The sequence below is a fragment of the Limnohabitans sp. genome, from assembly GCF_046052825.1.
Taxonomy (GTDB): domain Bacteria; phylum Pseudomonadota; class Gammaproteobacteria; order Burkholderiales; family Burkholderiaceae_C; genus Limnohabitans.
The window spans coordinates 23,637-46,823 of sequence record NZ_JAVLFP010000030.1 but is presented as its reverse complement, the minus strand read 5'-3'; the positions used below and the strand labels follow the sequence as shown (position 1 = coordinate 46,823).

The following is a 23,187-nucleotide window of genomic DNA, read 5'->3' as shown; positions in this document are numbered from 1 at the left end:
AGCGCCCAGGTGCGCTACGTGAACTGGGCAGAGCCCGATGTGGCGTTTGAAGACGTGGGCACACCCACCTGGAACGGTCTGCCGCTGGACCGCTACCTGTCGCTGCTGGACATGCTCAACCCCATGCACCGACTGTGGAGCGATGGGCGCTGGAACAAACTCACCGTGGCCCATGGCTGCTACTGGAAGAAATGCAGCTTTTGCGACGTGAGCCTGGACTACATCTCACGTTACGACGCCGCGTCTGCCCACACCTTGGTGGACCGCATCGAGGCCATCGTCGCCGAAACCGGACAAACCGGTTTCCACTTGGTGGACGAAGCCGCACCGCCCAAAGCCTTGAAGGCCATGGCCGAAGAAATTTTGCGCCGCGAGTTGCGCATCTCGTGGTGGGGCAACATCCGCTTTGAAAAAACCTTCACGCCCGAGTTAGCTGAGCTGTTGGCCGAAAGCGGCTGCATTGCCCTGTCGGGTGGCTTGGAAGTCGCCTCCGACCGCTTGCTGGCCTTGATGAAAAAAGGCGTCTCGGTCGACCAAGTGGCACGCGTGACCAAGGGCTTTTCAGAGGCAGGCATTTTGGTGCACGCTTACCTGATGTACGGCTTTCCTACCCAGACGTTGCAAGACACGGTGGATGCATTGGAGTATGTGCGCCAGTTGTTTGAGAACGGTTGCATTCAGAGTGGCTTCTTCCACCGCTTTGCCTGCACGGTGCACTCACCCGTAGGGAAAGACCCTGCAGCCTATGGCATCACGCTGGTGCCCAACCCGCCGGTGACGTTTGGCGAGAACGACATTGGCTTTGTCGACCCCACTGGCACAGACCACGACCTGCTGGGACGTGGTTTGAAGAAGGCGATTTACAACTTCATGCACGGCATCGGTCTAGAAAACGATGTGCGCAGTTGGTTTGAGTTGCCCAAAGGCCAGTGCCCCAAGCCCACCGTCAAGCGGCAGGCGATTGAAAAGGCACTGGGCTATTGAGTCGTCATTGGCCTTGCGTGGCTTGCAGCACCGCAATGCGCTCTTCCAGCGGCGGGTGGGTGGCAAACAACTTGCCCAAGTCACCGGTGATGCCCATGGCCGACACGCTGCTGGGCAGCACCCCCGCTTGCATTTGACCCAAACGGCCCAAGGCATTGATCATGGGTTGCTTGCGCCCCAACAACTGGGCTGATCCCGCGTCGGCACGGAACTCGCGCTGGCGGCTGAACCAGGCCACGATCATGCTGGCCACAAAACCCAACACGATGTCGAGCACAAAGCTGGTCACGTAGTAGCCGATGCCGGGTCCGCTCGACTGCTCATCGTTCTTGCGCAGCATGCCGTCCACAAAGTAGCCCACCACCCGGCTCAAGAACACCACGAAGGTGTTGAGCACGCCTTGGATCAGGGCGAGTGTGACCATGTCGCCGTTGGCGATGTGGGCAATTTCGTGGCCCAACACTGCCTCGACTTCTTCACGCGTCATGCCTTGCAGCAAGCCCGTGGACACCGCCACCAAGGCCGAGTTTTTGAAAGCGCCAGTGGCAAAAGCGTTGGGCTCGCCGTCGTAAATGGCGACTTCAGGCATGGCAATGCCAGCGTTGTGCGACAGGCGTTGCACGGTGTCCAAAATCCAAGCCTCGTCTGGCGAGCGGGCTTGGGTGATGACCTCGGCACCCGTGGACATCTTGGCCATCCACTTGCTCATCAAGAGCGAGATGATGGCGCCGCCAAAGCCCATGACCAGCGAAAAGCCCAACAAGGCCGAGAGGTTCAAGCCATTGGCTGTGAGGTAGCGGTTGACACCCAGCAAACTGGCGACGACCCCCAGCACCACCATGACAGCGAGGTTAGTGAGGACGAACAGAAGAATGCGTTTCATGTGTGACGTTCCTTTGGTTGTTCAGCACGCCCGTTGGCGCACTGAACGTGAATATGAGGCACAAAGCCAGTCAATTCAAGTGCGTCAAAGGATAGCCCCACGGTTTTTAGGACGAAACACCTGCGCGTTGTCATAAAAGTCAGGCGCTTCGTTGGCAGGCCACCAACCCGGCACGCCCAACACGGGCAAAGGTTCAAATGGTTTGGTGGCGAGTTTTTCGGGCTGCAAATCGGCGCTCAACCACGCGTCCAGGGCGGCATCGTCATGGGCGTCCACGTCGGCTGCGATGCGGTACACGTGTCCGGTGATGGAGGCGTAAGGCGTGACCAATTTTTCCAGCAAGGCATGCCCAAACAACACGATGTGCACCTGCGTCCATAGGCCGCGTTGAGCCACACACAAGCTGCGCCAGTCACGCGCTTGCAGGGTCTGCCACAGCGCATCGGGCAGTTGCAGCAAGACGGCGTTTTCGTCGAACAAGGTCAGGGCATCGCGCACCGGGCCGCGTGTGGCGCCCACGCCTTGCTGCGCAATCTGTGCCGCTTGCAGAGCGTTCAGACGTCTCTTCGCTCGGGGAAAGCGATGCCAGCACAAGCCGTTGAAAAAATCATGCAAGCCATCGCGCGTGGGGACACGGCCTTGCTGAAAGATGAAGTCTTCATAAGCCTGCTTGGGCGCAAGCTCGGATTGCGCAACGAACTCCACACCACTGCCGGGGTTCTCTAGCTGCTGAGCGTTGAGCGCTTGGGCCAAGTTGTGCGTGCGAAGGGCGTCTTGGGCCACTTGCGCGCCAGGGCGTTGCCAAGGCGCAAACCACGGCTGCGCCCAATCGATGTCGGCCAGCGCTGCACCCGCAAAAATGCTGGGCGCGGGTGTCAGACCACGCGCCAAGACAGCGACTCGCCAGAGCGCAGAGGCTTGAGTTCGGCATCACCAAACGCAAAACTCTCAGGCGGTGTCCAGCTTTCGCGGCGCAAGGTGAGCGTGCCCTTGTTGCGCGGCAAACCGTAAAAGTCGGCACCATGAAAGCTGGCAAAGCCTTCGAGCTGGTCCAGCGCACCGGCGTTGTCAAACGCTTCGGCATACAAGGGCATGGCCGCATGCGCGGTGTAGCAACCGGCGCAACCGGTGGCGTGCTCTTTGAGTTGCGCCGGGTGAGGCGCGCTGTCGGTGCCCAAGAAAAACTTGGGCGAGCCACTGGTGGCCGCCTGCACCAAAGCTTGGCGGTGCACCTCGCGTTTCAACACGGGCAAACAGTAAAAGTGCGGGCGAATGCCGCCCGTGAAGATGGCGTTGCGGTTGTAGAGCAAGTGGTGCGCGGTGATGGTCGCCGCCGTGAAAGCATCGCTTTGCGCCACATACTGCGCCGCTTCGCGGGTGGTGATGTGCTCGAACACAATTTTGAGTTCAGGAAAGTCGCGACGCAGCGGGATGAGTTGGGTGTCGATGAACACCGCTTCGCGGTCAAACAGGTCGATGTCGCTGGACGTCACCTCGCCATGCACCAGCAGCAACATGCCGGCTTGTTGCATGGCCTCCAAGGTCTTGTAGGTCTTGCGCAAATCGGTCACACCGGCATCGCTGTTGGTGGTGGCGCCTGCGGGGTAGAGCTTGGCGGCCACCACGCCAGCGTCTTTGGCGCGGGCAATTTCGTCGGCAGGCAGGTTGTCGGTGAGGTAGAGCGTCATCAAGGGCTCAAAGTGCATGCCGTGCGGCACAGCAGCCAAGATGCGCTGTTTGTAGGCCAAAGCTTGGGCCGCGGTGGTGACCGGTGGCTTGAGGTTGGGCATGATGATGGCCCGACCAAATTCAGCGGCGGTGTGAGGCACCACGGTGTTCAAAGCAGCGCCGTCGCGCACATGCAGGTGCCAGTCGTCGGGGCGGATGATGGTGAGTTCTTGCGTCATGCCCACCATTGTCTTCGATCAGTGCTGCAAGATCTTGTTCAAGAACTCTTTGGTGCGGGGCTGGCGGTTCTCGGGGTGGTTGAAGAACTCGTCTTTGGAGCAGTCTTCCAAAATCTTGCCGCCCACATCCATGAAAATCACGCGGCTGCTTACTTTGCGGGCAAAGCCCATTTCGTGGGTCACGCACATCATGGTCATGCCCTCATGCGCCAAGTCGACCATCACATCCAACACCTCGCCCACCATCTCAGGGTCGAGAGCGGAGGTGGGTTCGTCAAACAGCATCACGATGGGGTCCATGCTCAAGGCACGGGCAATGGCCACGCGTTGCTGTTGACCGCCGGAGAGCTGACCGGGGAATTTGTCTTTGTGCGCCATCAGGCCCACACGCTCCAGGTATTTCAGGCCATGCGAGCGCGCCTCGTCCGCGCTGCGCCCCAGCACCTTGACTTGCGCCATGGTGAGGTTCTCGGTGACCGACAGATGGGGGAACAGCTCGAAGTGCTGAAACACCATGCCCACCCGGCTGCGCAGCTTGGGCAGGTCGGTGTCTTTGCCGTGCACGGCCACGCCATCCACAAAAATCTCGCCTTGCTGAAACGGCTCCAGCGCATTGATGGTTTTGATGAGGGTGGATTTGCCCGAGCCCGAGGGGCCGCACACCACCACCACTTCACCGCGCTGGATGGTGGTGGAACAGTCGGTCAGCACCTGCACAGGGCCATACCATTTGGAGACGTTTTTGAGTTCGATCACAGGGTTTCTCCAGGCTCAACGGATGATGGCAATGCGCGCTTGCAAGCGTCGCACCAAGGCCGACAGGCCATAACAAATGACGAAATACACCACCGCGGCCAACAGGTAGGCCTCTTCGGGGCGACCGTAAATCTTGCCTGCGGTGACAAAGCCTTTCAGCAAGTCATAAGCGCCAATGGCATACACCAGCGAGGTGTCTTGAAACAAGATGATGGTTTGCGTCAAGAGCACCGGCAGCATGTTGCGAAAGGCCTGGGGCAAAACCACCAAGCGCATGTTCTGTCCGTAGGTCAGACCCAAGGCCTGACCCGCAAACACCTGGCCGCGTGGGATGGACTGGATGCCCGCACGCATGATCTCGCTGAAGTACGCCGCCTCAAACGCCACAAAGGTGATGGTGGCCGAGAGCTCCGCCCCGATGGGGCGGCCGATCAAGGAGGGGATCAGCAAATAAAACCACAGGATCACCATCAACAGCGGGATAGAGCGCATGCCGTTGACATAGACCACCGCAGGCGTGGCCAACCACTTGTAGCCCGACAAGCGCATGAGCGCGAGCAAGGTACCAAACAGCACACCACCGACGGTGGCAACGATGGTGAGCTCCACACTGAAAAACAAGCCCTTTGAGACAAACTTGCTCAGGATGTCCCAGTCTAAAAACGACAGGTCGAGGTTGCCCATGGTCAGTGCCCCCCGCCGGACGCCGTGGCCACGGTGAGCCCCGGAATTTGCATGCGCCGCTCGACCAACGCCATCACACGGTTCACAGCAAAAGCCGAGACCGCATACAGCGCCGTCACGGCCAGGTACACCTCCACGCCGCGCGAGGTCTCTTCTTGCACCTGCATGGCGTACATGGTGAGCTCAGCGATCGACACCGCAAAAGCCACCGAAGAATTTTTCAGCAAGTTCATGGACTCGCTGGTGAGTGGCGGCCAAATGATGCGAAACGCCATGGGCAAGAGGATGTAGCGGTAGGTCTGCCAGGTGGTGAACCCCATCGCCATGGCCGCATGGCGCTGACCGCGCGGCAAGGCTTGTATGCCTGCACGCACTTGCTCGGCAATGCGCGCCGAGGTGAAAAACCCCAGTCCCAGCACCACCAGGGCAAAGCCCGGCACCTGTTGCATGGCCGGAAAAACCTTGGGCAACACGAAGTACCACAGAAAAATTTGAACCAACAAGGGGATGTTGCGGAACAACTCCACCCACACATTGGCCGCACGAATCAAGCTGCGGTGGAGCGCGTTGTCGGGCGGCAAGGTGCGCAAGGTGCCCATCAGCGCCCCCACCACCATGGCCACCAGCCAGGCGCTGCCGGCCACCGACAACGTCCAGCCCCAGGCTTCAAACATCCACTCGAGGTAGGTGCGCCCACCGCCGTCGTCTTCTAAAAAAACCTGCCAATCAAGTGCCATGGGTTTGCCTTGTCAATCGAAGATGGGGCGAAGCGGGAGGGCGCAGTGGATGGGCGCAGTGGTGTCGATGCGCGTGACTTACTTCTTGGCGTACTCTTCGACCGGCTTGTCGTTCAAGTTGGCCCAAGCGGCTTTGTTGGCGTCGCTGGCGGGCATGCTCATGCGGATGTTCTTAGGTGGGATGGGTTGCACAAACCACTTGTCATACAGCTTGGCGAGTTCGCCCGACTTGGCCAGCGCACCGATGGTGTCATCCGCCAGTTTTTTGAACGCGGCGTCGTCCTTGCGCAGCATGATGGCGATAGGCTCCACGCTCAACACCTCACCCACAATTTTGAAATCTGCAGGGGACTTGCTGTTGGCGATGTTGCCCGCCAAGATTTGGCCATCCATCACAAACGCGTCGGCTCGGCCCGACTCCAACAGCAAGAAGCTGTCGGCGTGGTCTTTGCCAAACACTTCCTTGAAGTCCACGCCAGTGGCACGCTCGTTCTTGCGCAGCAACTGCACCGAGGTGGTCCCCGTGGTGGTGGCCACGTTTTTGCCGTTCAACTGGCCAATGGCGGTGATGCCCGAGTTGGCACGCACGGCGATGCGCACTTCTTCCACATAGGTGGTGAACGCAAACGCCACGTCTTTTTGACGCGCCAAGTTGTTGGTGGTGGAGCCACACTCGATGTCGACCGTTCCGTTTTGCACCAGAGGCAAACGGTTTTGCGAGGTCACGGGCAGGTATTTGATCTCGAGCTTTTTGCCAACGGCTTTTTCGAGGTTGTCCAGGATGCGTTGGCAAATTTCCACGTGGTAGCCCACATACTTGCCGTCGCCCAGGGTGTAGGACAACGCGCCTGACGAGTCACGCACCCCCATGGTCACGCTGCCAGAGGCTTTGACCTTGGCGATGGTGTCATTGGCTTGTGCCTGCACACCACCAGCCACCAAGGTGGCCAGTGCCAAGGCGAATAACTGCTTTTTCATGAGTTGCTCCAGTTCAAAGTAACGACAAGTAAAAAAAGTCATTCTAGAGACAACCCGGGCGCTTCAAGCACCCTGAACTTTCAAATCAGAAGGGGTTGGCCAAGGCCTTGCGCTTCCACATTTGCCATGGGCGGTCCAAATGCTGGTCGTTCATGTCCGAGGTGGCTTGGGCTTCAGCATCGGTCAAGAAGTTGATCTCACCCAAGGGCGCGGCCAGGGACTGCAAGCGCGCATTGTTCTCGGTGTAAATACCGCGATACACCGCTTGTTTGATCGAAGTGCCCACCGTCACGCTGCCATGGCCGCGCATGAGCGCCACACTGGCTTGGCCCAGGCACTGGGCCAGCGACACACCCAGAGCTTGGTTGCGAATCAGCAGGTCTGAGGTTTCGCCTGCGCTGTGGCGAATTTCGTAGACCGGAGTCACTGCCCCCAAGAAACCACTCATGTGGCAGATGGGACGCAAACGCGCACCGGTCACACCAAACGGAATCACCGCAGGGGAATGGCTGTGGATGACGGACATCACCTCGGGACGGGCCCGGAAAATTTCGCTGTGGATGAAGCGTTCCAAATACGTGTGGCGACCTTGGGCGTCGTGCACCACACCGTCCAAGTCGACCGACACCAAGTCTTCAAGGGTCACCAACGCAGGCGCCATGCTGCGGGCGATGTAGAAGCGCTCGGGGTTGCTGGGGTCGCGCACGCTGATGTGGCCAAAGCCATCGAGCACGCCTTCGTTGACCAAAATGTGGTTAGCCACGACCAAATCAGACAAAACTTCCGAAACCATTTGATATCCTCCAAAAGATGTGTTGATCGTACTGGTTGCACGCTTTCAAGACAGCCCCCAAGGAGACAAGGTGTTGCGTAGTTATTCAAGAATTGTGTGTGCGTGGATGTGCAGTGGCTTGCTGGGGCTTGCCAGCGCACAAAGCTTTCCCAACAAACCCATCCAAGTGATCGTGCCGGTGGCCGCAGGCGGCGGCACCGATTTGTTGGCCCGCACCTTGGGTCAAAAAGTCGGCGAAGAATTGGGGCAAAACCTGATCGTGGAAAACCGTCTGGGTGCAGGCGGCAACATTGGGGTAGAAATGGTGGCCCGGGCCAAACCCGATGGCTACACCTTGTTGGTCTCCCCCGCCACCATTGCCACCAACGTGGCGGTGTACAAAAAGCTGCCCTACGACCTGCTGAAAGACTTGCAAACCGTGACCCTGATTGGTCAAACCGGCGTGGTGCTGGTGGTGCACCCCTCCGTCAAAGCCAACACCCTGCGCGAGTTTGTCGACTTGGCCAAAGCGCATCCAGGCGAGCTGAACTTTGGCTCTGCCGGTTTGGGCAGTCCACAGCACTTCCATGCCGAGCTCTTCAACCAACTGGCAGGCACCAAGACCAATCACATTCCCTACAAGGGCCAATCGCAGTCGATGACCGATTTGGTGGGTGGACAGCTGACCTACATGCTCAGCCCTTTGCAAAACGCCTTGCCTTACATCCAACAAGGTCGCATCCGTGCGCTGGCCGTGGCCTTCCCACAGCGCTATCCGGCCCTGCCCAATGTGCCCACGATGTTGGAGTCAGGCTACAAAGGCGCTGATTTCGCCAATTGGTTTGCGGTCTATGCGCCGGCCAACACGCCCCCTGCGGTGATCAAAAAACTCAATGCGGCCTTTGTCAAAGTGGGCAAGACCCCCGAGATGAAAGCCAAGTTCGACAAACTGGGGTTTGAAGCCTTCTTCACCACCCCCGAAGAGGGCACCGACTACATGCGCGCCGAACTCGTGCGCTGGGCCCGTGTGGCGGCCTATGCGGGCATCAAAGCAGAGTGACACGGCGCTTTGCGCTTTATCCAACAACAAAGGCCGCAACTGCGGCCTTTGTTGTTGGGAGACACCAGGTCTTAAATCTTGAACGCTTCCAGCGATTCAGGGGCAAACAACTCCTGCACGTCCAACTTGCGCGGCGACAGGCCTTGCTCATGGTGGTAGCGCGTGAAGGTGTCCAAGGTCTTGATGTTTTTCTCCAAACCATAAGGCCACCAGTCGTCGCCAAATTCGCGCTGGGTCTCGTCCACATAAGCTGACAACCAAGGCAACATGGCCTTCAAGGCCGCAGTGTCCTTCAAGTCTTCGTAGGTGTGGCGCTGCGCTTCGATGAAAGCTTTGGTCAAGGACTGGGCAATCCAACGGTTGGCCTCGTACACCTCGCGGCGCATCACCACGGTGTGCATGATGGGGAAGATACCCGTCTCGCGGTAGTAGCGACGCTCCACCTCGGGGTAGTCTTCAAACAAGCGCTTGACCTTGCCATCGCCCTTCAAAAACGACGAGGGCATGCGCGCGGTGTAGAGCGCGTCCAACTCGCCGTCGTACAGCATTTGCGACAAGGTTTGGTGCGGCGCAATGGGGCTGACTTGGATATTAGGTGGCAAGGCCAGCTTCATCTTTTCAATGCGCCCCACCTCTTCTTCGCCGCCATACAAATACGGTTGCGCGTCCACGGGCACGTTGTAGTGGTCGGACAAGATGCCCCGGATCCACACCGGCGCTGTCATTTGGTATTCGGGGCTGGCAATGCGTTTGCCAATCAGGTCTTTGGGCTCGCGAATGCCGCTGTTGGCATTGACGTAAATGCACGAGTGGCGGAAAAACCGCGACGGAAAAATCGGCAACGCCACAAACGGACGCTCGGGCTTGGACAAGGTGACACAGTAAGACGACAGCGACATTTCGGAGATATCGAACTCTCGGAAACGGGCCATGCGAAAGAAGGTTTCTTCGACCGGCAAGTTCAGGTAGTTCAGGTCGATGCCATCCACCTTGACCGTGCCGTCCATCAAGGCACGGGTGCGGTCGTAGTTCCAGCAGGCAAAAGTCAAATTCAATTTACTCATCATCATTCCTGTTTCAAATTGGCGTTTTGAACCGCCTTGCCTAGACGTTCAATTTCTTCGTTCATGGCCCGGCTCAGTTCGGCCGGGCTGCCACCAATGGCTTCGATGCCGGCGTTGCTCAGCAACAGCACCACATCGGGCAGTTTGGCAATGGCGGTCATCTCGGCGCTGATGCGGTCAATCGCCGCTTGCGGGGTGCCGGTCGAGGCAAATACCGTCACGATGGGTGCAAAGTCAAAGCCTGGAATCAACTCGGCAATGGCAGGCACCTGAGGTTCTTGGGCCGAACGCTTGGCTGCGTTGTTGCCCACCAAACGCACTTGGTTGTTTTTGACAAACCCAGACAAAGACGGCAACGCTGAAAACAACATGTCCACCTGTCCGCCAATCAAGGCGGGCACCGACTGGCCTGTGCCCTTGAACGGCACGTGGACGATGTCGAGCCCCAGGGCCGACTTGAAGGCTTCCATGGTCAAGTGGTGGGTGCTGCCAATGCCCGACGAACCATAGGTCAACACGCCTGGCTTGGCCTTGGCCAAGGCAATCAGTTCACGCAAGTTGCTGGCCGGAGTTTTCGGGTTGAGTGCCAAATACAAAGGGGCACGCGCGGCCAAGGACACCGTCACAAAGTCACGCTTGTAGTCGTAGCTCAGGTTCTTGTGGATCACCGGGTTGATCGAGAAGGTCGACCCATCGGTCACCATGAAGGTGTAGCCATCTTTAGGTGCCGTGGCCATGGCTTGTGCCGCCACCATGCCGTTGGCACCGGGCTTGTTGTCCACCACCACGGCTTGTCCCAAACGTTCGGTCAATTTCTGGGCATACACACGCGCCACGGTGTCGGGCAAACCGCCGGCGGCGTGCGTGATGATGAATTTGATCGGCTTGTTCGGATAGGCCGGAGCTTGCGCCCAAGCTGCGGGCGCGAGCAGCGCCATCACGGGCAGGGTGATCAAGGCTGCAAGCAAGGTCTGTCGACGCACACGCAAGGTCAAGGTCATGAAAATCTCCAAAGAATTCAAAAATCAGTCAAGGCCAAGGGTTGGCAGCTGCTTTGACCGAGGCGTCGAGTATCACCAAATCTTGCGGGACTTGGGGACCTTGACAGTCCGGCATGTGACGCCGAATCCAGGATCTGGATCCGCTGCGTCCATGCGCGAACAAAGGGCACTGTCCAAGGGGCCGTTTTGCAAACGGCCCCGACACGTGGGGCGGGTTTTAAACCGGCGTCGCTTCGAAGTCTCGCCAGTCCGTTTCTTTGGGTATCACGCCCTGGTAAGAGCATACCGTTGACGGGATGCGCGATTCGCCCACGCCAATCGGAGCCTCACCCTTGGCAAAGCGTTGCACGGCATCCAACATTTGGCGGCGGAACTCGACAATCGCCAAATCACTCGCGCCCAAGCGGTCGTGGGTTCGGTCTGCGATAGGGCCCATGGTGACCCACATGGCCATGTCTTGGTTCGGAATGCCGCGTATGCCCGTGAAGTTGCCCGCTTTCATGGCTTGGCGGTCTTGCAAGAAATGGTTGCTCACATTCCGCAGCGGTTTGAACTGCACATCCACATCCACCCCCACTTGGGCACTCAAAAACTGCCGCCAGGTGGCGGTCTCTGGCGTGGTGGCTGGGTTGCCCCACGCAATGAAGTGAAAGGCGGTGTGCGTGTCGTCGATGGCGGTGTTGATGTTGGCCACGTTGTACAGGTTATTGGGCGGAATCAAGGCCGAAGCGGGCGCCACAAACACGGTGGAGCGCACGTACTCGTGCGTGGCAGCGTTGTGAATCGGGCGTCGAATGGCGGCGTACCGAAAGCCATACGCATCGCGTTGGGTTTGCATCCGCGGTGCTTTGTCGGTCGAGGGACGCAGCCAGTTGGTGTCGGTGGCTTGCGCCCCGTTCACGCGGGCCGGCACCATGTCTGACGAGTGCAGGCTGGAGCTGTGCGCCGAGTCGATTTGACCTTCCAAAATTTGCGCCCAGTTGCAAGGAATGATGATCTTGGCGATCGACACCCGCACGTCTTGGGTGGGCGCCCAAGGCGGGGGGCTGAACTCGGTCAGGGTGTCTGCGGGCCCCATGTAGGCCCAGACAAACCCGCCCCACTCTTGGGTCGGATACGCGGTGTGTTTGACCTTGCCCGCCATGCCACTGGCCACAGGCTCTGAACTCATCTCCACCACGTTGCCGGCCACGTCCATCTTCCAGCCGTGGTACAGGCAGCGCAGGCCGCAGTTCTCGTTGCGGCCGTAAACCAAGGATGCGCGTCGGTGTGGGCAATATTCATCCATCACCCCCACGCGGCCCTCGGTGTCGCGAAACACCACCAAGTCTTCGCCCAACACGCGGGCGCGAATGGGGGTGCCATCGGGCTCGCTCACCTCTTCCAACAAACACACGGCTTGCCAGTGACGTCGCATCAACTGGCCCATGGGTGCATGGCCTTCAACGCGGCACAACAGGTCGTTTTCTTCAGGGGTCAGCATGGTCGTCCTCTTTGGGTTTGGAGTGGCTTGGCTTCACACGTTGGTTCAGAAGCTTGCCTTAAAAAGCTTAGGCGGCTAAGATTATCACATGCAAGAAACCTCTACCTCCGAAACTTGGATGCCCTTGCGTGTTGCACGCAAACAATCTGTGGCACAAGACATTGTCTTGTTCGAGCTCACCCATCCTGACGCACACCCTTTGCCGGAGTTCACCCCTGGCGCTCACATCACCGTGCAAGTGCCCAACGGCGTGCGCCGCAGCTACTCGCTGTGCAGCTTGCCCAGTGACACCCACCGCTGGCACATCGCCGTCAAGCGCGACGCGCGGGGCCGAGGCGGCTCGTGCAGCATGGTCGACACCGTGCAAGAAGGCGACCTGCTGCCCACCTTGCCCTGGGCCAATCTGTTTGCACTGCAAGCCAACGCAGCGTCGTATATTTTTGTGGCCGGTGGCATTGGCATCACGCCCATCTTGTCGATGGTTCGGCACTTGCTGAGTCAAGGCCAAGACAACTTCAAGCTCTACTACTGCGGCCGCGACGCAGCCAGCACCGCGTTCATGCAAGAGCTCAGCGCCCCTGAATTGGCCGGCAAAGTGCACATCCACCACGACCACGGCGACTTGGCCCAAGCCTTTGATTTTTGGCCCGTGTTTGAGCGCCCTCAAAACGCCCATGTGTATTGCTGCGGCCCCACAGGCCTGATGGACAGCGTGCGTGACATGACGGGCCACTGGCCGACAGAGCGCATCCACTTCGAAAGTTTTGGCGCTGCACAAACCGGCTTCGCCGACAACAGCGCCTTCGAGGTGGTGCTGAACAAGTCGGGCGAGCGTGTGCAGGTGCCCGCCAACCTGTCGATCTTGGATGCCTTGCGCGCTTGCGGACACTCGGTGTCGAGTTCGTGTGAGAGTGGCACCTGCGGCTCGTGTCGCACCGGTTTGTTGTCTGGTGAGGCCGAGCACCGCGACCTGGTGTTGCGCCCCGACGAGCAGGCCCAGCACATCATGGTGTGTGTATCGCGCGCGCGCACCCCAGAATTGGTGCTTGACCTGTGAGCGCGCCTCGACTGCGATTAGGCGTCGCGGGCTTGGGCCGCGCCTTCACCCTCATGCTGCCGACACTGGCCAACGACCCGCGCATTCAACTGGTGTGTGCCACCGACCCGCAAGCCCTGGCTTGCGCCCAGTTTGAACGCGACTTCGGTGTGCCGTGTGTCGACAGTGTGCAAGCCCTGTGCGCCCACCCCGATGTGCAAGCCATCTACATCGCCACACCGCATGCCCTGCACGCCAGCCATGTGGACATAGCGGCCGCGCACGGCAAGCACGTGATGGTTGAAAAACCCATGGCCTTGAGCCTGCACGATTGCACCCGCATGATCGACGCCGCCCAGCGCGCAGGCATCGTCTTGATGGTGGGCCACAGCCACAGTTTCAACGCGCCCATCGCACGGGCCCACCAGCGCATTCAAAGCGGTGAGTTTGGTGCCGTGCGCATGATTCAGGCTTTGAACTACACCGACTTTTTATACCGCCCTCGCCGCCCCGAAGAGCTCGACACCAGCCAAGGCGGGGGGGTGCTCTTCAGCCAAGCGGCACACCAACTCGACATCGTGCGCTTGCTGGGCGGCGGCCTGGTCACCCAGGTCATGGCCCACACCGGCGCCTGGGACCCTGAGCGGCCCACCGAGGGTGCCTACAGCGCCTTGCTGGGCTTTGCCTCAGGGGCTTTTGCCAGCGTGAGTTACAGCGGCTACGGCCACTTTGACAGCGACCAATGGATGGGGGACATCGGCGAACTCGGGCAAGCCAAAAGCCGAGACGATCATGGCGCGGCCCGCCGCCGCCTGAGCCAAACAAGCAATGCAGAACAAGAAGCCGCCCTCAAAGCCGCACGCAACTACGGCGCGCCGCAATGGGCGGGCAGCACTGCGGCGCCTGCAGGTTTGCTGCACCAACACTTTGGGCCCTTGGTGGTCAGCTGTGACCGCGCCGACTTGCGGCCCACGCCCCACGGCGTGTGGGTCGATGGAGACGGGCAGTCGGCCCTGGATCCCATTGCGCCCACAGCGGTTCCACGTCAAGAGGTGATCGACGAGTTCTACAACGCCGTGGTCCACCAGCAACCGGTCTTGCACAGCGGCGTCTGGGCCCGCGCCACCACCGCCTTGAGTTTGGCCATCTTGAAGTCTGCTCAAAGTGGCCAACCCGTGGTGCCTGAATTTCAAGTGGCACCCACCGTCAGCGTATGAAAAAAACCAAGCCTGACACCCAACTCATCTTGCGCCACTGGCAAGAAGCTGTGCCCAATGACCGCTTGGCCCACTTGGTGCGCGACGCCGGGCGGGCCTATGCGCGTGCATTGCAAGTGCGCCTGAGCGCGCACGACGTGCCCTTTGGCCACTGGACGTTTTTGCGCATCTTGTGGGACGGCGACGGCTTGACCCAGCGTGAGCTGAGCGAGCGTGCGGGCGTGATGGAGCCCAGCACCTTTGCCGCCATGAAAACCATGGAAGCCCTGGGCTACATCGAGCGGCGCCAACTGCCAGACAACAAAAAAAACATGTACGTGTACCTCACGCCCAAAGGCAAAGCCCTCCAAAAGAAATTGGTGCCCTTGGCCGAAGAAGCCAACCACATCAGCATCCAGGGGGTGAGCGCCCAAGACGTGGCCACCACCCGGCGTGTGCTGCTGGCGGTGTTGCACAACCTGGCCCAAGACGACCCGGCCTGAGCCGTGCAGCTCGGCCACCGCACACCGCATGGGCCAAAAATCTGCACCCGCTTTGTTGCCGATAATTGCGGCTGCTCACCCAGCCCGACATGTCGACCCTTTCCCCATCTCCCTCCCACACTCCGCGGTCCAGCGACGCCCCCTTGGCAGGCGTGAGCGTGCAGATCGACAACGTCACCCTGATACGCGGCAACACCCCGGTGTTTGAAGGGCTCAACCTGCAGTTAACCCAGCGCCGCATTGGCCTGATTGGCGACAACGGGGCTGGCAAAAGCAGCTTGTTTCGACTCATCTGTGGCTTGGACAAGCCCACCACAGGCCACGTGCGGGTGCAGGCCGAATCCAGCGTGGGCATGATGTTTCAAAATCCAGACGAGCAAATCATTTTTCCCACCGTGGAAGAAGAGCTGGGCTTGAGCTTGCACGCTTCGGGCATGTCGCGCCAAGCCGCCCGGGCCCATGCGCGGGCTTGGTTGGAGGCCAGGGGTTTGGGCCCATGGGCCGAGCGTGCCATTGGCAGCCTGAGTCAAGGCCAACGCCAGCATGTCTGTTGGTTGGCCTTGTTGATTGCTTCGCACAGCCTGCTGTTGCTGGATGAGCCGTTCTCGAGTTTGGATTTGCCTGCCCAAGCGCGTTTGGAGCGCGACATGGCCAGCGTCTCCCAGCACGTGATCGTCTCCACCCATGTGTTGCACCACATCCGCCACTTTGAGCGGGTGATCTGGCTCGATGGCGGCGCCGTCAAACGCGATGGCAGCGGGATGGACGTGTGCGCCGCTTACGAAGCCGATGTCGCCGCACGCGCACCAACGTGCGGCTTGAGCGCGGTGTAAAGCCACACATGGGCAGCCTGTACAGCGAGCACCGCACCTGGCTGCACAGCGTGCCCGCTGGCGTCAAGCTGTGGGTGCTGGCCTTGGTGGGGGCTGGTCTTTTTTTCACCGACCGCGTGGAGGTGCTGCTGCCCAGCACCGTGCTGTGCCTGGCGATGTTTGTGTCGCTCGGGCGCGCCACCTTGGGCGCGCGCAAGCTGTTGGTCGCACTTGCCGTGTCGTGTGCCTTGGTGGTGGGTTTTCACGCCGTCATGCAGCACCCCATGCTCGGCGTGACCAGTGCGATGCGTTTGCTGAGCACCGCCCTGATGGGCGTGGCGCTGACCCTGACCACGCGCTACACCGCGTTGCTTGATGTTTTTGAAAGCTGGTTATGGCCGCTGCGCACCTTAGGCTTTCGGGTTGACCGCTTGGCCTTGATGTTGGCCCTCATGCTGCGCTTTGTCGAACATTTTTTTGTGCTCTGGCAGCGGCTGGACGATGCGCACCGCGTGCGCACCGGGCGCAGCGGTGGCTGGCGTTTGCTGGCCCCCTTGACCATCCAGATGTTGCAAGCGGCCAACCGGGTGGCAGATACACTTGAACTTCGGTTAGGTAAGTGAGTTTTCGACACCCTGTCGACACCGCGTCGACACCTTCGCTGCCCCCATTGAATTGATTTGTCATGAACTCCTCCTTGCGTGCCATTCCCCTGATTGCCTTGTTTGCCGCCCTGTTGGCGGTGTTGGGGCTGATTCCCAAAATTGACCTGCCCTTGGGCGTGCCCATCACCTTGCAGACCCTGGGTGTCATGTTGGCTGGCTGCATGCTGGGTGCCAAGCGTGGCTTCCAAGCCCTGATGCTGTTTTTGTTTGCCGTGGCCCTGGGCCTGCCTTTGTTGTCGGGCGGGCGCGGGGGGTTGGGCGTGTTCTTTGCGCCCTCCAGCGGCTACTTGATTGGTTGGCCCTTGGGCGCCCTGGCCACAGGCGCGCTGATGGCCGTGCTGCCTGCCCAATCGCCTCGCGCTGCGGCCACCAGCGCCTTCATCGCCTCGGCCCTGGGCGGGCTGCTGGTGGTGCATGTGTGCGGCGTGGTGGGCTTGGTGTATTTGGCCCAGCTCAGCGTGTCGCAAGCGGTGATGGGCACCTTGGTGTTTGTGCCGGGTGACCTCATCAAGTGCGGCCTGTGCGCTGTGGTGGTCCACACCGTGGCCCGTGGCCTGCCCGACTGGCGTTTTGGTGGACGCGCTGTGTGATGGCATTGGCGGGGGTACCTGCAGCCGCGCATGATGGGGTGCACGCCCCTTTGGCGCACTGGGCCAGTCTGCGCGGTGACGCCATTGCCTTGGATGACGGCACCACCACCCTCAGCTTTGCACAACTGCACCAGGCCGTGACGCTGGGTGTGCAGGCCCTGCACCAAGCCCAGGCGCCTGCCACCGTGTTTGTCAACGACGCGGTGTCCACGCTGCATCAGGTGGTGGACTTTTTGGCCATCGTCAGCAGCGGCCGATGCGCCGCCGTGAGCGACCCCGACTGGCCCGCCGCCACCCGTACCCAGGTGCACAACCACTTCAGCCGCGACGCCTGGCACAGCATACCGCCACAGCCCACGTCGCCGTTCTACATTGGGTTCACCTCGGGCAGCACGGGTCTGCCCAAGGGTTTTCAGCGGCACCACCGGTCATGGACCGAAAGCTTTCAGGTGTGTGTCGACACCTTTGGCGCGGCGGCGCAAACGCCGGTGTTGGCACCCGGCAGGGTGTCGCACTCCTTGTTTCTGTTTGGCATGCTGTTGGGGCTGTGGACCGGTGCCGGCGTGGTGGTGCAAGACAGGTTTTCGGCGGCACGCGCGCTCGACACCTTGCGCTTGGGCCACACCCCGTGCGTGGTGGCCGTGCCCAGCCAGTTGGTGATGATGCTGGAGCATGCCGCGCGCCGTGCGCTGGCCCCCCTGCACGAGGTGGTCTTGATTTTGATCAGCGGCGCGCGCTGGATGCGCGAGCGCACGCCCGAGCTCAAGGCCTTGTTCCCCAAGGCCCAAGTGGTGGAGTTTTATGGCGCCTCCGAGACCAGCTTCATCGCTTGGATGAACGCCGACGAAGCGGCACCCGCGCAAGCGGTGGGACGCCCCTTCCAAGGGGTCGAGCTGGACATCCGCCAAGCTTTGGAGGCCAGCAGCGAGCCAGCAGCCGGGCTGATTTATGTGCGCAGTCCCATGCTGTTCATGGACTACGTGGGCGGCGCGAACGACGCCACCGCCGCTTTGCGCGATGGCGACTGGCTGTCGGTGCGCGACATGGGCTACATCGATGACCAAGGCTATCTGTGCTTGGTTGGCCGTGAAAATCGCATGCTGGTGACCCAAGGCAAAAACCTGTTTCCTGAAGAGGTCGAAGCCGCCTTGTGTCGCACCGGCTTGATCGGCCAAGCCTCGGTGCACGGCGTGCCAGACCCGGTGCGCGGACAGCAAGTGGTGGCCATCGTGCACGCGGCAACTCATGGCGACGGACAACGCCCACCCAGCGCTTTGGCCTTGGCCCAAGCCTGCCGCGCGCAGTTGGAAGCCTACAAAGTGCCCAAGCGCTTTTTCAGCTGCGACCCTTGGCCACTCACGCCCAGCGGCAAGACCGACCACCCCGCCTTGGGCCACCTGCTGACCCAATTCATCCACTCACCCCAAAGCCCGTCCACGCCATGTCTAAAGCCACTGCATTGATTGCCGCGTGGGCGCGCAGCGCCGTGGTGCCCAAAGACGGCGCCTTTGGCATGCTGGATGCCCACGCGTTGGCAGCCCCCGTGGTGCAAGCCCTGTTGGCCCGCGCGGGCGTGAGCCCGCTGGCGGTAGACGCCGTGGTGGTGGGCAACGCTTTGGGAGCCGGTGGCAACCCGGCACGCATGGTGACGCTGGCCGCAGGCTTGCCCGCGAAGTGCGCCGCACTGAGCGTAGACACCCAGTGCTGCTCGGGGCTGGATGCGGTGAGCCTGGGGGCGGCCCTCATTGCGTCCGGCCAAGCCTCGGTGGTGGTGGCCGGTGGCGTGGAGGCTTGGAGCCGATCCCCCATTCGCCTCACGCGCCCGCGCCACCCCGGCGAAGAGGCCGTGGCTTATGAGCGCCCGCCCTTTGCCCCCGACCCGGCACACGACCCAGACCTGCTGTTGTCTGCTGCCCGCCATGCGGCGCAACAAGGCATCACACGGGTGCAGCAAGACGCCTACGCCGTGCTCAGCCACCAGCGCGCGGTGGCGCACCGGGTAGAGGTGGCACAAAATATCGTGCCCATCGCTAGCGTGCAACACGACCTGTACCCTAGAGCCATGGATGCCCTGCGCGCAGCGCGCATGCCCATCGAGGCACAGACCGACAGCCACAGCGCATCTGAATCCGAATCGACATCCCAATTCGCCCCCCCTGCACTTGACTGCAGCATCAGCCGCCTAGGCATATCGGCCAAAGCAGATGGGGCCGCCTTTGTGCTGCTGGTCAGTGCGTCAGCCTGCGACAAGCTCGGCCTTCAAACGCACATGCGATGGGTCAGCAGTGCCTCGGCCGGCTGCGCGCCCGACACCCCCTTGCTGGCTGCGCAACAGGCGGCTCAACACGCCTTGCAACAAGCCGCGCTGGCCAATGGGGACAGCCTGCACAGCATCGAGTTGCACGATGCGTTTGCCGTGCAAGGCTTGAGCTTTGCCCAAGCCTTAGGGCTGAACCCCGAGCGGCTCAACCCACGCGGCGGAGGCTTGGCACGCGGCCACCCCATTGGCGCCTCAGGCGCCATCGCACTGGTGCAATTGCTGGCCAACATGGCCTTGGATGCGCCAGCAGGCGCTCTAGGTCTGGTGGCCGTTGCCGGGGCCGGCGGTGTGGGTGCTGCGGCCGTCGTGGCGCGTTGATGAGAGCGGGTCGGGCTCTTGTTCGAGTTGAGTAAGAACGACAACTACCCCACTGTTTTGAAATACTCACCCAAGGCCGCACGTTCGGTACGGGTCTGGTTGACAGGTGCCTCTGGATCGGCATAGCCCAAGGCCAAGCCGCAGACGATGTGGTTGTCACGCTCGAGCGATAAGTGCCGGCGAATCAGGCTGGGGTAAGAGGCCAGGGCGCCAATGGCGCAGGTTGACAAGCCTTGGGCTTGTGCCGCCAGCATCAAGCCATACAAACTCATGCCTAAGTCCATGTAGCAGCCGCTGCCCAAATCAGCCGCGATGGTCACCACCAGTGCCACGGGGGCGTCAAAGAAATAGAAGTTACGTTCAAACTGCGCGTCGCGTCCTGCGCGGTCTTCGCGGACCACGCCCAAGCTGTCGAACAAAGCCTTGGCAGACGCGACTTGGCGGCGCTTCAAGGCCATGGGCATGGGGTGCGGGAAGTAACTGTAGTCTTCGGGTTCTGCGCGCTGGTCACGCCAGGCTTGAACCAAGTCTGCGCTCAAGGCGCGGCGCACCTCACCTTGCACGGCGATGAAACTGCCTGGCTGCAAATTAGCCCCACTGGGTGCCCAGCGCGCCTGCGACACCACCTCACGCAGCACCTCATCTGGCACCGGGGTGCAAAGGTAGCCACGCACCGAATGGCGTTGGCGCAGCACGTCGTTGAAAGAATCCGTCGCCGTCACAGCGCTTGAAAATAATGGGCCTGCATAGGTCAAGCAGTTTACCGAACGCCCAAAACAAAACCCTGCCACACTTTCGCGTGACGGGGTTTGAGAGTTTGAGATCCTTAAATGGCTGAGTCCATTCACACCTTAAAAGGAAGCTGACAACGTGGTCACCACGCCTGCAGAGGTCACCTTGCGAATCTTGGTGTAGTTCTGATCCACCACATACATGTTGCCAGCAGAATCAATGGTCAATCCAATGGGGCGATTGAAACGCGCTGCAGCCCCGGTGCCATCTGTCGAGCCTGACGCACCTGCCGTACCCGCCAAAGTTGTCACAACTTTGGTGGCAATCACGATTTGTCGAATCACATGGTTTTCTGAATCAGCCACATACAAATTGGTGCCGTCATTCACAATTCCTGTGGGGTAATTGAATTTTGCGGCAGTTCCCGTGTCATTTGTCGACCCGGCTGTTCCTGCCACACCTGCCCATGTCGTCACCACACCCGAAGTCGTGACCTTGCGCACCGTTTGATTCGCTGTGTCTGTGACATACAAATCTGTGCCGTCGTAGGTGATGCCAAAAGGCGTGTAGAACTTGGCCGCAGTGCCCGTGCCGTCCGTTGTGCCAGGAGTGCCGCCATAGCCGGCGATGGTGCTGACCACGCCGGTAGAAATCACCACTTTGCGGATGGTGTGGTTGTAACTGTCGACCACATACAAATTGGTGCCTCCATCGCCCACTAAGCCCTTGGGTATGTAAAAGTTAGCAGCTGCACTGGTGCCGTCTAAAGACCCAGAAGTTCCTGCGGAGCCCGCAAGGGTGCTGACCACGCCTGCTGTGGTGAGTTTGCGAATGGTTTGGTTGTAAGTGTCAGCCACATAGAAATCTGTGCCACTCAAGGCAATGCCATAAGGCGAGTTGAAACGCGCCACTGTGCCTGTGCCGTCTGCCGTGCCTGTTGTGTTGGCCAAACCTGCCAACGTGGTCACGGCATTGGTGACGAGGTCAACCACTTGAACTGTATCGTTGTCTGAATTGGTGACATAGAGCTTGGTCGGACTGACGGAACGGTCCAGCGCAACGCCAATCAGTGCAGAGCTGGTGGTCGTTGTACCGCTGCCGCCACCCCCACATGCCAGCAAGCCAAAGGACAAGGCACACGCAGCCAAGGTTCGAATAAGGTTCATAAAAATTCTTTCACGCAAATATCAAGATTGATTTGATCCATTCAATCTGAAACACACTTTTACTACCATCGAAAAACCCCGCCACGTTTGCACGTGACGGGGTTTTGAACTTTTAAATCATCAGCTGGCTAATGCCAGCGTCAGATCAGAAAGCGTGCTTGATACCCACCAACAGACCGGTGTTGCTGGTAGCGCCAACGGAAGGTTGTGTGCCACCGTAGAAGATAGATTGCTTGTTGTTAGCGCCTTTGTTGTCAGCTTTGCCGTAACCAGCGTAAACGCTGCTGCGGGCAGAGAACTTATAACGTGCAGTCACAGCAGTGATAGTTGTCTTATAGTCGGCAACTGTGTCGTCTTGCATTTGTGTCCATGCACCTTTCACCTCGATCTGAGGTGAGACGTCATAGCCAATGCCCAAACCTTTGACGGTCACGTTGTCTTGCAGGCCATCAAATGTGCCGCTGAACTTGGTGTGGGTGATGCCACCGACGAAGGTGTAAGCGCCCATTTTGTACTCAGCACCGTACACGTCCATGCTGATGGCTTTTTCGCCATTGGAACCATTGCGGTAGGTGTTGCCGTAGGCCAAGCGCAAACCGCCTGTGGTGTAGTTGGCAGAGTAAGCCAAACCGCCACCGGCTTTGGCAGTGCCGTAGCTGTTGGTGGTACCAAAGCTTTGGATCGAACCCACCAAACCATTGATGTTAGGTGTGGTGTAGGTCAAGCCGCCACCAAAGTTCAAAGGAGCTGTACCAGTTTGGGCTGTGTTAGCAGCGCCCAGTGTTGGCATGGTAACAACGCCGTTGTACTTGGCGTTGTAGCTGGCAGAGCGAGTGTTTTGGAAGGTGCCATCACCCACAGCAGCGGCAGCAGCAGCGGTAACGGGTGTGTAAGCGTACTTGCCGGTGAATGTGCTCATGCCGTTGTCACCAGGGTTGGTGGACGTAGCGGTCAAAGCGTTCCAGCCCAAAGAGTTCAAGCCGGTGTTGTTCAATGTACCTTGGGTCACCCAAGCTTGGTCGGTCACGCGACCCACATCCAACGAACCGTAAGTGGCGCTGGCGATACCCACAGTGGCACCGCGGGTGAAAATGTTTGGCTTTTGACCGCCGTTGGTCGCTGCGTTGCCAGAAGTGGTCGAGCCCATTTGGCCTTCTTTCATGCTGAGCTCGCCCAACAGGTTGAAGTTGGCAGACAAGCCAGCACCCAGGTCTTCTTTACCGCGGAAGCCCAATGTGGAAGTAGAGCCAGCGTTAGAAGCGATGTCAGAGTAGGTCTTGCCGTTGTCTGTGCCACGGAACATGGTTTGGTCCAAGTTACCGTAAATGGTCACAGAAGATTGTGCGAAGGCGCCGGTGGCTGCCAGTGCTGCGATTGCAACGAGGGTTTTTTTCATTTCAAGGTTCTCCAAGGTTTGAACAAGGTCTCCGGTTAACCGGGACAACCACCATTTCTGGAAGTTGCGGCTATTGAACCAGAGACCTGACTGCCTCGCCATTCGAAACATGAAAAATAAGGCTATTTCGTTGCACAGATGCAA

24 protein-coding genes are annotated in these 23,187 nt (G+C 59.9%); 10 read left to right on the top strand and 14 right to left on the bottom strand.

The features are described from left to right. Positions 1-984 (top strand): B12-binding domain-containing radical SAM protein (locus ACKWJN_RS04980; protein WP_408595071.1); only part of this gene is annotated, 984 nt, incomplete at its 5' end. Between the two features lie 4 nt (positions 985-988). Here ACKWJN_RS04980 and htpX read toward each other — a convergent pair. The 8 genes from htpX to ACKWJN_RS04940 all read right to left on the bottom strand — a co-directional run bounded on the left by htpX (position 989) and on the right by ACKWJN_RS04940 (position 7,722). Continuing rightward, positions 989-1,867, bottom strand: a complete 879-nt coding sequence (gene htpX / locus ACKWJN_RS04975) for a protease HtpX (RefSeq protein ID WP_408595069.1) — start codon at positions 1,865-1,867, stop codon at positions 989-991. Positions 1,868-1,951: 84 nt separating this feature from the next. Further along, a complete protein-coding gene (locus tag ACKWJN_RS04970) occupies positions 1,952-2,758 on the bottom strand; it encodes a DUF3025 domain-containing protein (protein WP_408595067.1) in 807 nt (268 codons plus the stop codon). Next, positions 2,743-3,774, bottom strand: a complete 1,032-nt coding sequence (pyrC, locus tag ACKWJN_RS04965; RefSeq protein WP_408595066.1) for a dihydroorotase — start codon at positions 3,772-3,774, stop codon at positions 2,743-2,745. Before pyrC ends, ACKWJN_RS04970 begins: the two co-directional genes overlap by 16 nt. A gap of 18 nt (positions 3,775-3,792) precedes the next feature. After that, positions 3,793-4,530: an amino acid ABC transporter ATP-binding protein gene (locus tag ACKWJN_RS04960; protein ID WP_408595065.1), complete on the bottom strand. Its 738-nt coding sequence runs from the start codon at positions 4,528-4,530 to the stop codon at positions 3,793-3,795. Positions 4,531-4,545: 15 nt separating this feature from the next. Continuing rightward, positions 4,546-5,214, bottom strand: coding sequence for an amino acid ABC transporter permease (locus tag ACKWJN_RS04955; protein WP_408595064.1), 669 nt, complete (start codon positions 5,212-5,214; stop codon positions 4,546-4,548). Between the two features lie 2 nt (positions 5,215-5,216). Beyond that, on the bottom strand, positions 5,217-5,951 hold the full coding sequence (locus ACKWJN_RS04950) for an amino acid ABC transporter permease (RefSeq protein ID WP_408595063.1): 735 nt from the start codon (positions 5,949-5,951) through the stop codon (positions 5,217-5,219). A 78-nt stretch (positions 5,952-6,029) separates the two neighbouring features. After that, a complete protein-coding gene (locus ACKWJN_RS04945) occupies positions 6,030-6,929 on the bottom strand; it encodes a transporter substrate-binding domain-containing protein (protein ID WP_408595061.1) in 900 nt (299 codons plus the stop codon). Between the two features lie 85 nt (positions 6,930-7,014). Further along, entirely contained in the window at positions 7,015-7,722 is a 708-nt protein-coding gene (locus tag ACKWJN_RS04940) for a class II aldolase/adducin family protein (protein WP_408595059.1), read from the bottom strand. Positions 7,723-7,795: 73 nt separating this feature from the next. Between ACKWJN_RS04940 and ACKWJN_RS04935 the strand changes: the two genes are divergently transcribed. Continuing rightward, positions 7,796-8,761 (top strand): Bug family tripartite tricarboxylate transporter substrate binding protein, encoded by a 966-nt coding sequence (locus tag ACKWJN_RS04935; RefSeq protein WP_408595057.1) that lies wholly within the window; start codon positions 7,796-7,798, stop codon positions 8,759-8,761. Positions 8,762-8,832: 71 nt separating this feature from the next. Here ACKWJN_RS04935 and ACKWJN_RS04930 read toward each other — a convergent pair whose 3' ends face one another. The 3 genes from ACKWJN_RS04930 to ACKWJN_RS04920 all read right to left on the bottom strand — a co-directional run bounded on the left by ACKWJN_RS04930 (position 8,833) and on the right by ACKWJN_RS04920 (position 12,309). After that, a complete protein-coding gene (locus tag ACKWJN_RS04930) occupies positions 8,833-9,825 on the bottom strand; it encodes an ABC transporter substrate-binding protein (protein ID WP_408595055.1) in 993 nt (330 codons plus the stop codon). A 2-nt stretch (positions 9,826-9,827) separates the two neighbouring features. Then, the gene (locus ACKWJN_RS04925; protein WP_408595054.1) at positions 9,828-10,826 is read right to left on the bottom strand and encodes a Bug family tripartite tricarboxylate transporter substrate binding protein; all 999 of its coding nucleotides are present in this window, start codon (positions 10,824-10,826) and stop codon (positions 9,828-9,830) included. 217 nt (positions 10,827-11,043) lie between these two features. Further along, positions 11,044-12,309, bottom strand: a complete 1,266-nt coding sequence (locus tag ACKWJN_RS04920) for a Rieske 2Fe-2S domain-containing protein (protein WP_408595053.1) — start codon at positions 12,307-12,309, stop codon at positions 11,044-11,046. A gap of 88 nt (positions 12,310-12,397) precedes the next feature. On the opposite strand from ACKWJN_RS04920, the gene ACKWJN_RS04915 reads away from it, so the two are divergent. From ACKWJN_RS04915 to ACKWJN_RS04880, 8 genes are all read left to right on the top strand, one after another. Continuing rightward, positions 12,398-13,366 carry a PDR/VanB family oxidoreductase gene (locus ACKWJN_RS04915; RefSeq protein ID WP_408595052.1) on the top strand — a complete coding sequence of 323 codons (969 nt, stop codon included), beginning with the start codon at positions 12,398-12,400 and terminating at the stop codon, positions 13,364-13,366. Then, complete coding sequence (locus ACKWJN_RS04910; RefSeq protein WP_408595051.1) at positions 13,363-14,562, top strand: Gfo/Idh/MocA family protein; 1,200 nt, start codon at positions 13,363-13,365, stop codon at positions 14,560-14,562. The genes ACKWJN_RS04915 and ACKWJN_RS04910 overlap by 4 nt, the downstream gene beginning before the upstream one ends. Next, complete coding sequence (locus ACKWJN_RS04905; RefSeq protein ID WP_408595050.1) at positions 14,559-15,044, top strand: MarR family winged helix-turn-helix transcriptional regulator; 486 nt, start codon at positions 14,559-14,561, stop codon at positions 15,042-15,044. Before ACKWJN_RS04910 ends, ACKWJN_RS04905 begins: the two co-directional genes overlap by 4 nt. An 89-nt stretch (positions 15,045-15,133) precedes the next feature. Beyond that, positions 15,134-15,877: an energy-coupling factor ABC transporter ATP-binding protein gene (locus ACKWJN_RS04900; RefSeq protein WP_408595048.1), complete on the top strand. Its 744-nt coding sequence runs from the start codon at positions 15,134-15,136 to the stop codon at positions 15,875-15,877. 8 nt (positions 15,878-15,885) lie between these two features. Then, on the top strand, positions 15,886-16,479 hold the full coding sequence (locus ACKWJN_RS04895) for a CbiQ family ECF transporter T component (RefSeq protein WP_408595046.1): 594 nt from the start codon (positions 15,886-15,888) through the stop codon (positions 16,477-16,479). 62 nt (positions 16,480-16,541) lie between these two features. Continuing rightward, positions 16,542-17,111 carry a biotin transporter BioY gene (locus ACKWJN_RS04890; RefSeq protein ID WP_408595044.1) on the top strand — a complete coding sequence of 190 codons (570 nt, stop codon included), beginning with the start codon at positions 16,542-16,544 and terminating at the stop codon, positions 17,109-17,111. Then, complete coding sequence (locus ACKWJN_RS04885) at positions 17,111-18,574, top strand: AMP-binding protein (RefSeq protein ID WP_408595073.1); 1,464 nt, start codon at positions 17,111-17,113, stop codon at positions 18,572-18,574. The genes ACKWJN_RS04890 and ACKWJN_RS04885 overlap by 1 nt, the downstream gene beginning before the upstream one ends. Beyond that, entirely contained in the window at positions 18,553-19,749 is a 1,197-nt protein-coding gene (locus tag ACKWJN_RS04880) for an acetyl-CoA C-acyltransferase (RefSeq protein WP_408595042.1), read from the top strand. The genes ACKWJN_RS04885 and ACKWJN_RS04880 overlap by 22 nt, the downstream gene beginning before the upstream one ends. Positions 19,750-19,793: 44 nt before the next feature. Here ACKWJN_RS04880 and ACKWJN_RS04875 read toward each other — a convergent pair whose 3' ends face one another. From ACKWJN_RS04875 to ACKWJN_RS04865, 3 genes are all read right to left on the bottom strand, one after another. Then, positions 19,794-20,504, bottom strand: coding sequence for a nitroreductase (locus ACKWJN_RS04875; protein ID WP_408595040.1), 711 nt, complete (start codon positions 20,502-20,504; stop codon positions 19,794-19,796). A gap of 96 nt (positions 20,505-20,600) precedes the next feature. Further along, entirely contained in the window at positions 20,601-21,647 is a 1,047-nt protein-coding gene (locus tag ACKWJN_RS04870; protein ID WP_408595038.1) for a hypothetical protein, read from the bottom strand. 145 nt (positions 21,648-21,792) lie between these two features. After that, positions 21,793-23,043: a porin gene (locus tag ACKWJN_RS04865; protein WP_408595036.1), complete on the bottom strand. Its 1,251-nt coding sequence runs from the start codon at positions 23,041-23,043 to the stop codon at positions 21,793-21,795. Positions 23,044-23,187: the final 144 nt, after the last annotated feature.

What these genes read in the sequence shown, in the direction of transcription:
- ACKWJN_RS04905 (WP_408595050.1), top strand. Translation starts at nt 14,559, where the DNA reads ATGAAAAAAACCAAGCCTGACACCCAACTCATCTTGCGCCACTGGCAA.
- ACKWJN_RS04940 (WP_408595059.1), bottom strand. Translation starts at nt 7,722, where the DNA reads ATGGTTTCGGAAGTTTTGTCTGATTTGGTCGTGGCTAACCACATTTTG.
- ACKWJN_RS04880 (WP_408595042.1), top strand. Translation starts at nt 18,553, where the DNA reads ATGTCTAAAGCCACTGCATTGATTGCCGCGTGGGCGCGCAGCGCCGTG.
- ACKWJN_RS04870 (WP_408595038.1), bottom strand. Translation starts at nt 21,647, where the DNA reads ATGAACCTTATTCGAACCTTGGCTGCGTGTGCCTTGTCCTTTGGCTTG.
- ACKWJN_RS04895 (WP_408595046.1), top strand. Translation starts at nt 15,886, where the DNA reads ATGGGCAGCCTGTACAGCGAGCACCGCACCTGGCTGCACAGCGTGCCC.
- ACKWJN_RS04950 (WP_408595063.1), bottom strand. Translation starts at nt 5,951, where the DNA reads ATGGCACTTGATTGGCAGGTTTTTTTAGAAGACGACGGCGGTGGGCGC.
- htpX (WP_408595069.1), bottom strand. Translation starts at nt 1,867, where the DNA reads ATGAAACGCATTCTTCTGTTCGTCCTCACTAACCTCGCTGTCATGGTG.
- ACKWJN_RS04890 (WP_408595044.1), top strand. Translation starts at nt 16,542, where the DNA reads ATGAACTCCTCCTTGCGTGCCATTCCCCTGATTGCCTTGTTTGCCGCC.
- ACKWJN_RS04920 (WP_408595053.1), bottom strand. Translation starts at nt 12,309, where the DNA reads ATGCTGACCCCTGAAGAAAACGACCTGTTGTGCCGCGTTGAAGGCCAT.
- ACKWJN_RS04885 (WP_408595073.1), top strand. Translation starts at nt 17,111, where the DNA reads ATGGCATTGGCGGGGGTACCTGCAGCCGCGCATGATGGGGTGCACGCC.
- ACKWJN_RS04925 (WP_408595054.1), bottom strand. Translation starts at nt 10,826, where the DNA reads ATGACCTTGACCTTGCGTGTGCGTCGACAGACCTTGCTTGCAGCCTTG.
- ACKWJN_RS04865 (WP_408595036.1), bottom strand. Translation starts at nt 23,043, where the DNA reads ATGAAAAAAACCCTCGTTGCAATCGCAGCACTGGCAGCCACCGGCGCC.
- ACKWJN_RS04955 (WP_408595064.1), bottom strand. Translation starts at nt 5,214, where the DNA reads ATGGGCAACCTCGACCTGTCGTTTTTAGACTGGGACATCCTGAGCAAG.
- ACKWJN_RS04945 (WP_408595061.1), bottom strand. Translation starts at nt 6,929, where the DNA reads ATGAAAAAGCAGTTATTCGCCTTGGCACTGGCCACCTTGGTGGCTGGT.
- pyrC (WP_408595066.1), bottom strand. Translation starts at nt 3,774, where the DNA reads ATGACGCAAGAACTCACCATCATCCGCCCCGACGACTGGCACCTGCAT.
- ACKWJN_RS04930 (WP_408595055.1), bottom strand. Translation starts at nt 9,825, where the DNA reads ATGAGTAAATTGAATTTGACTTTTGCCTGCTGGAACTACGACCGCACC.
- ACKWJN_RS04900 (WP_408595048.1), top strand. Translation starts at nt 15,134, where the DNA reads ATGTCGACCCTTTCCCCATCTCCCTCCCACACTCCGCGGTCCAGCGAC.
- ACKWJN_RS04915 (WP_408595052.1), top strand. Translation starts at nt 12,398, where the DNA reads ATGCAAGAAACCTCTACCTCCGAAACTTGGATGCCCTTGCGTGTTGCA.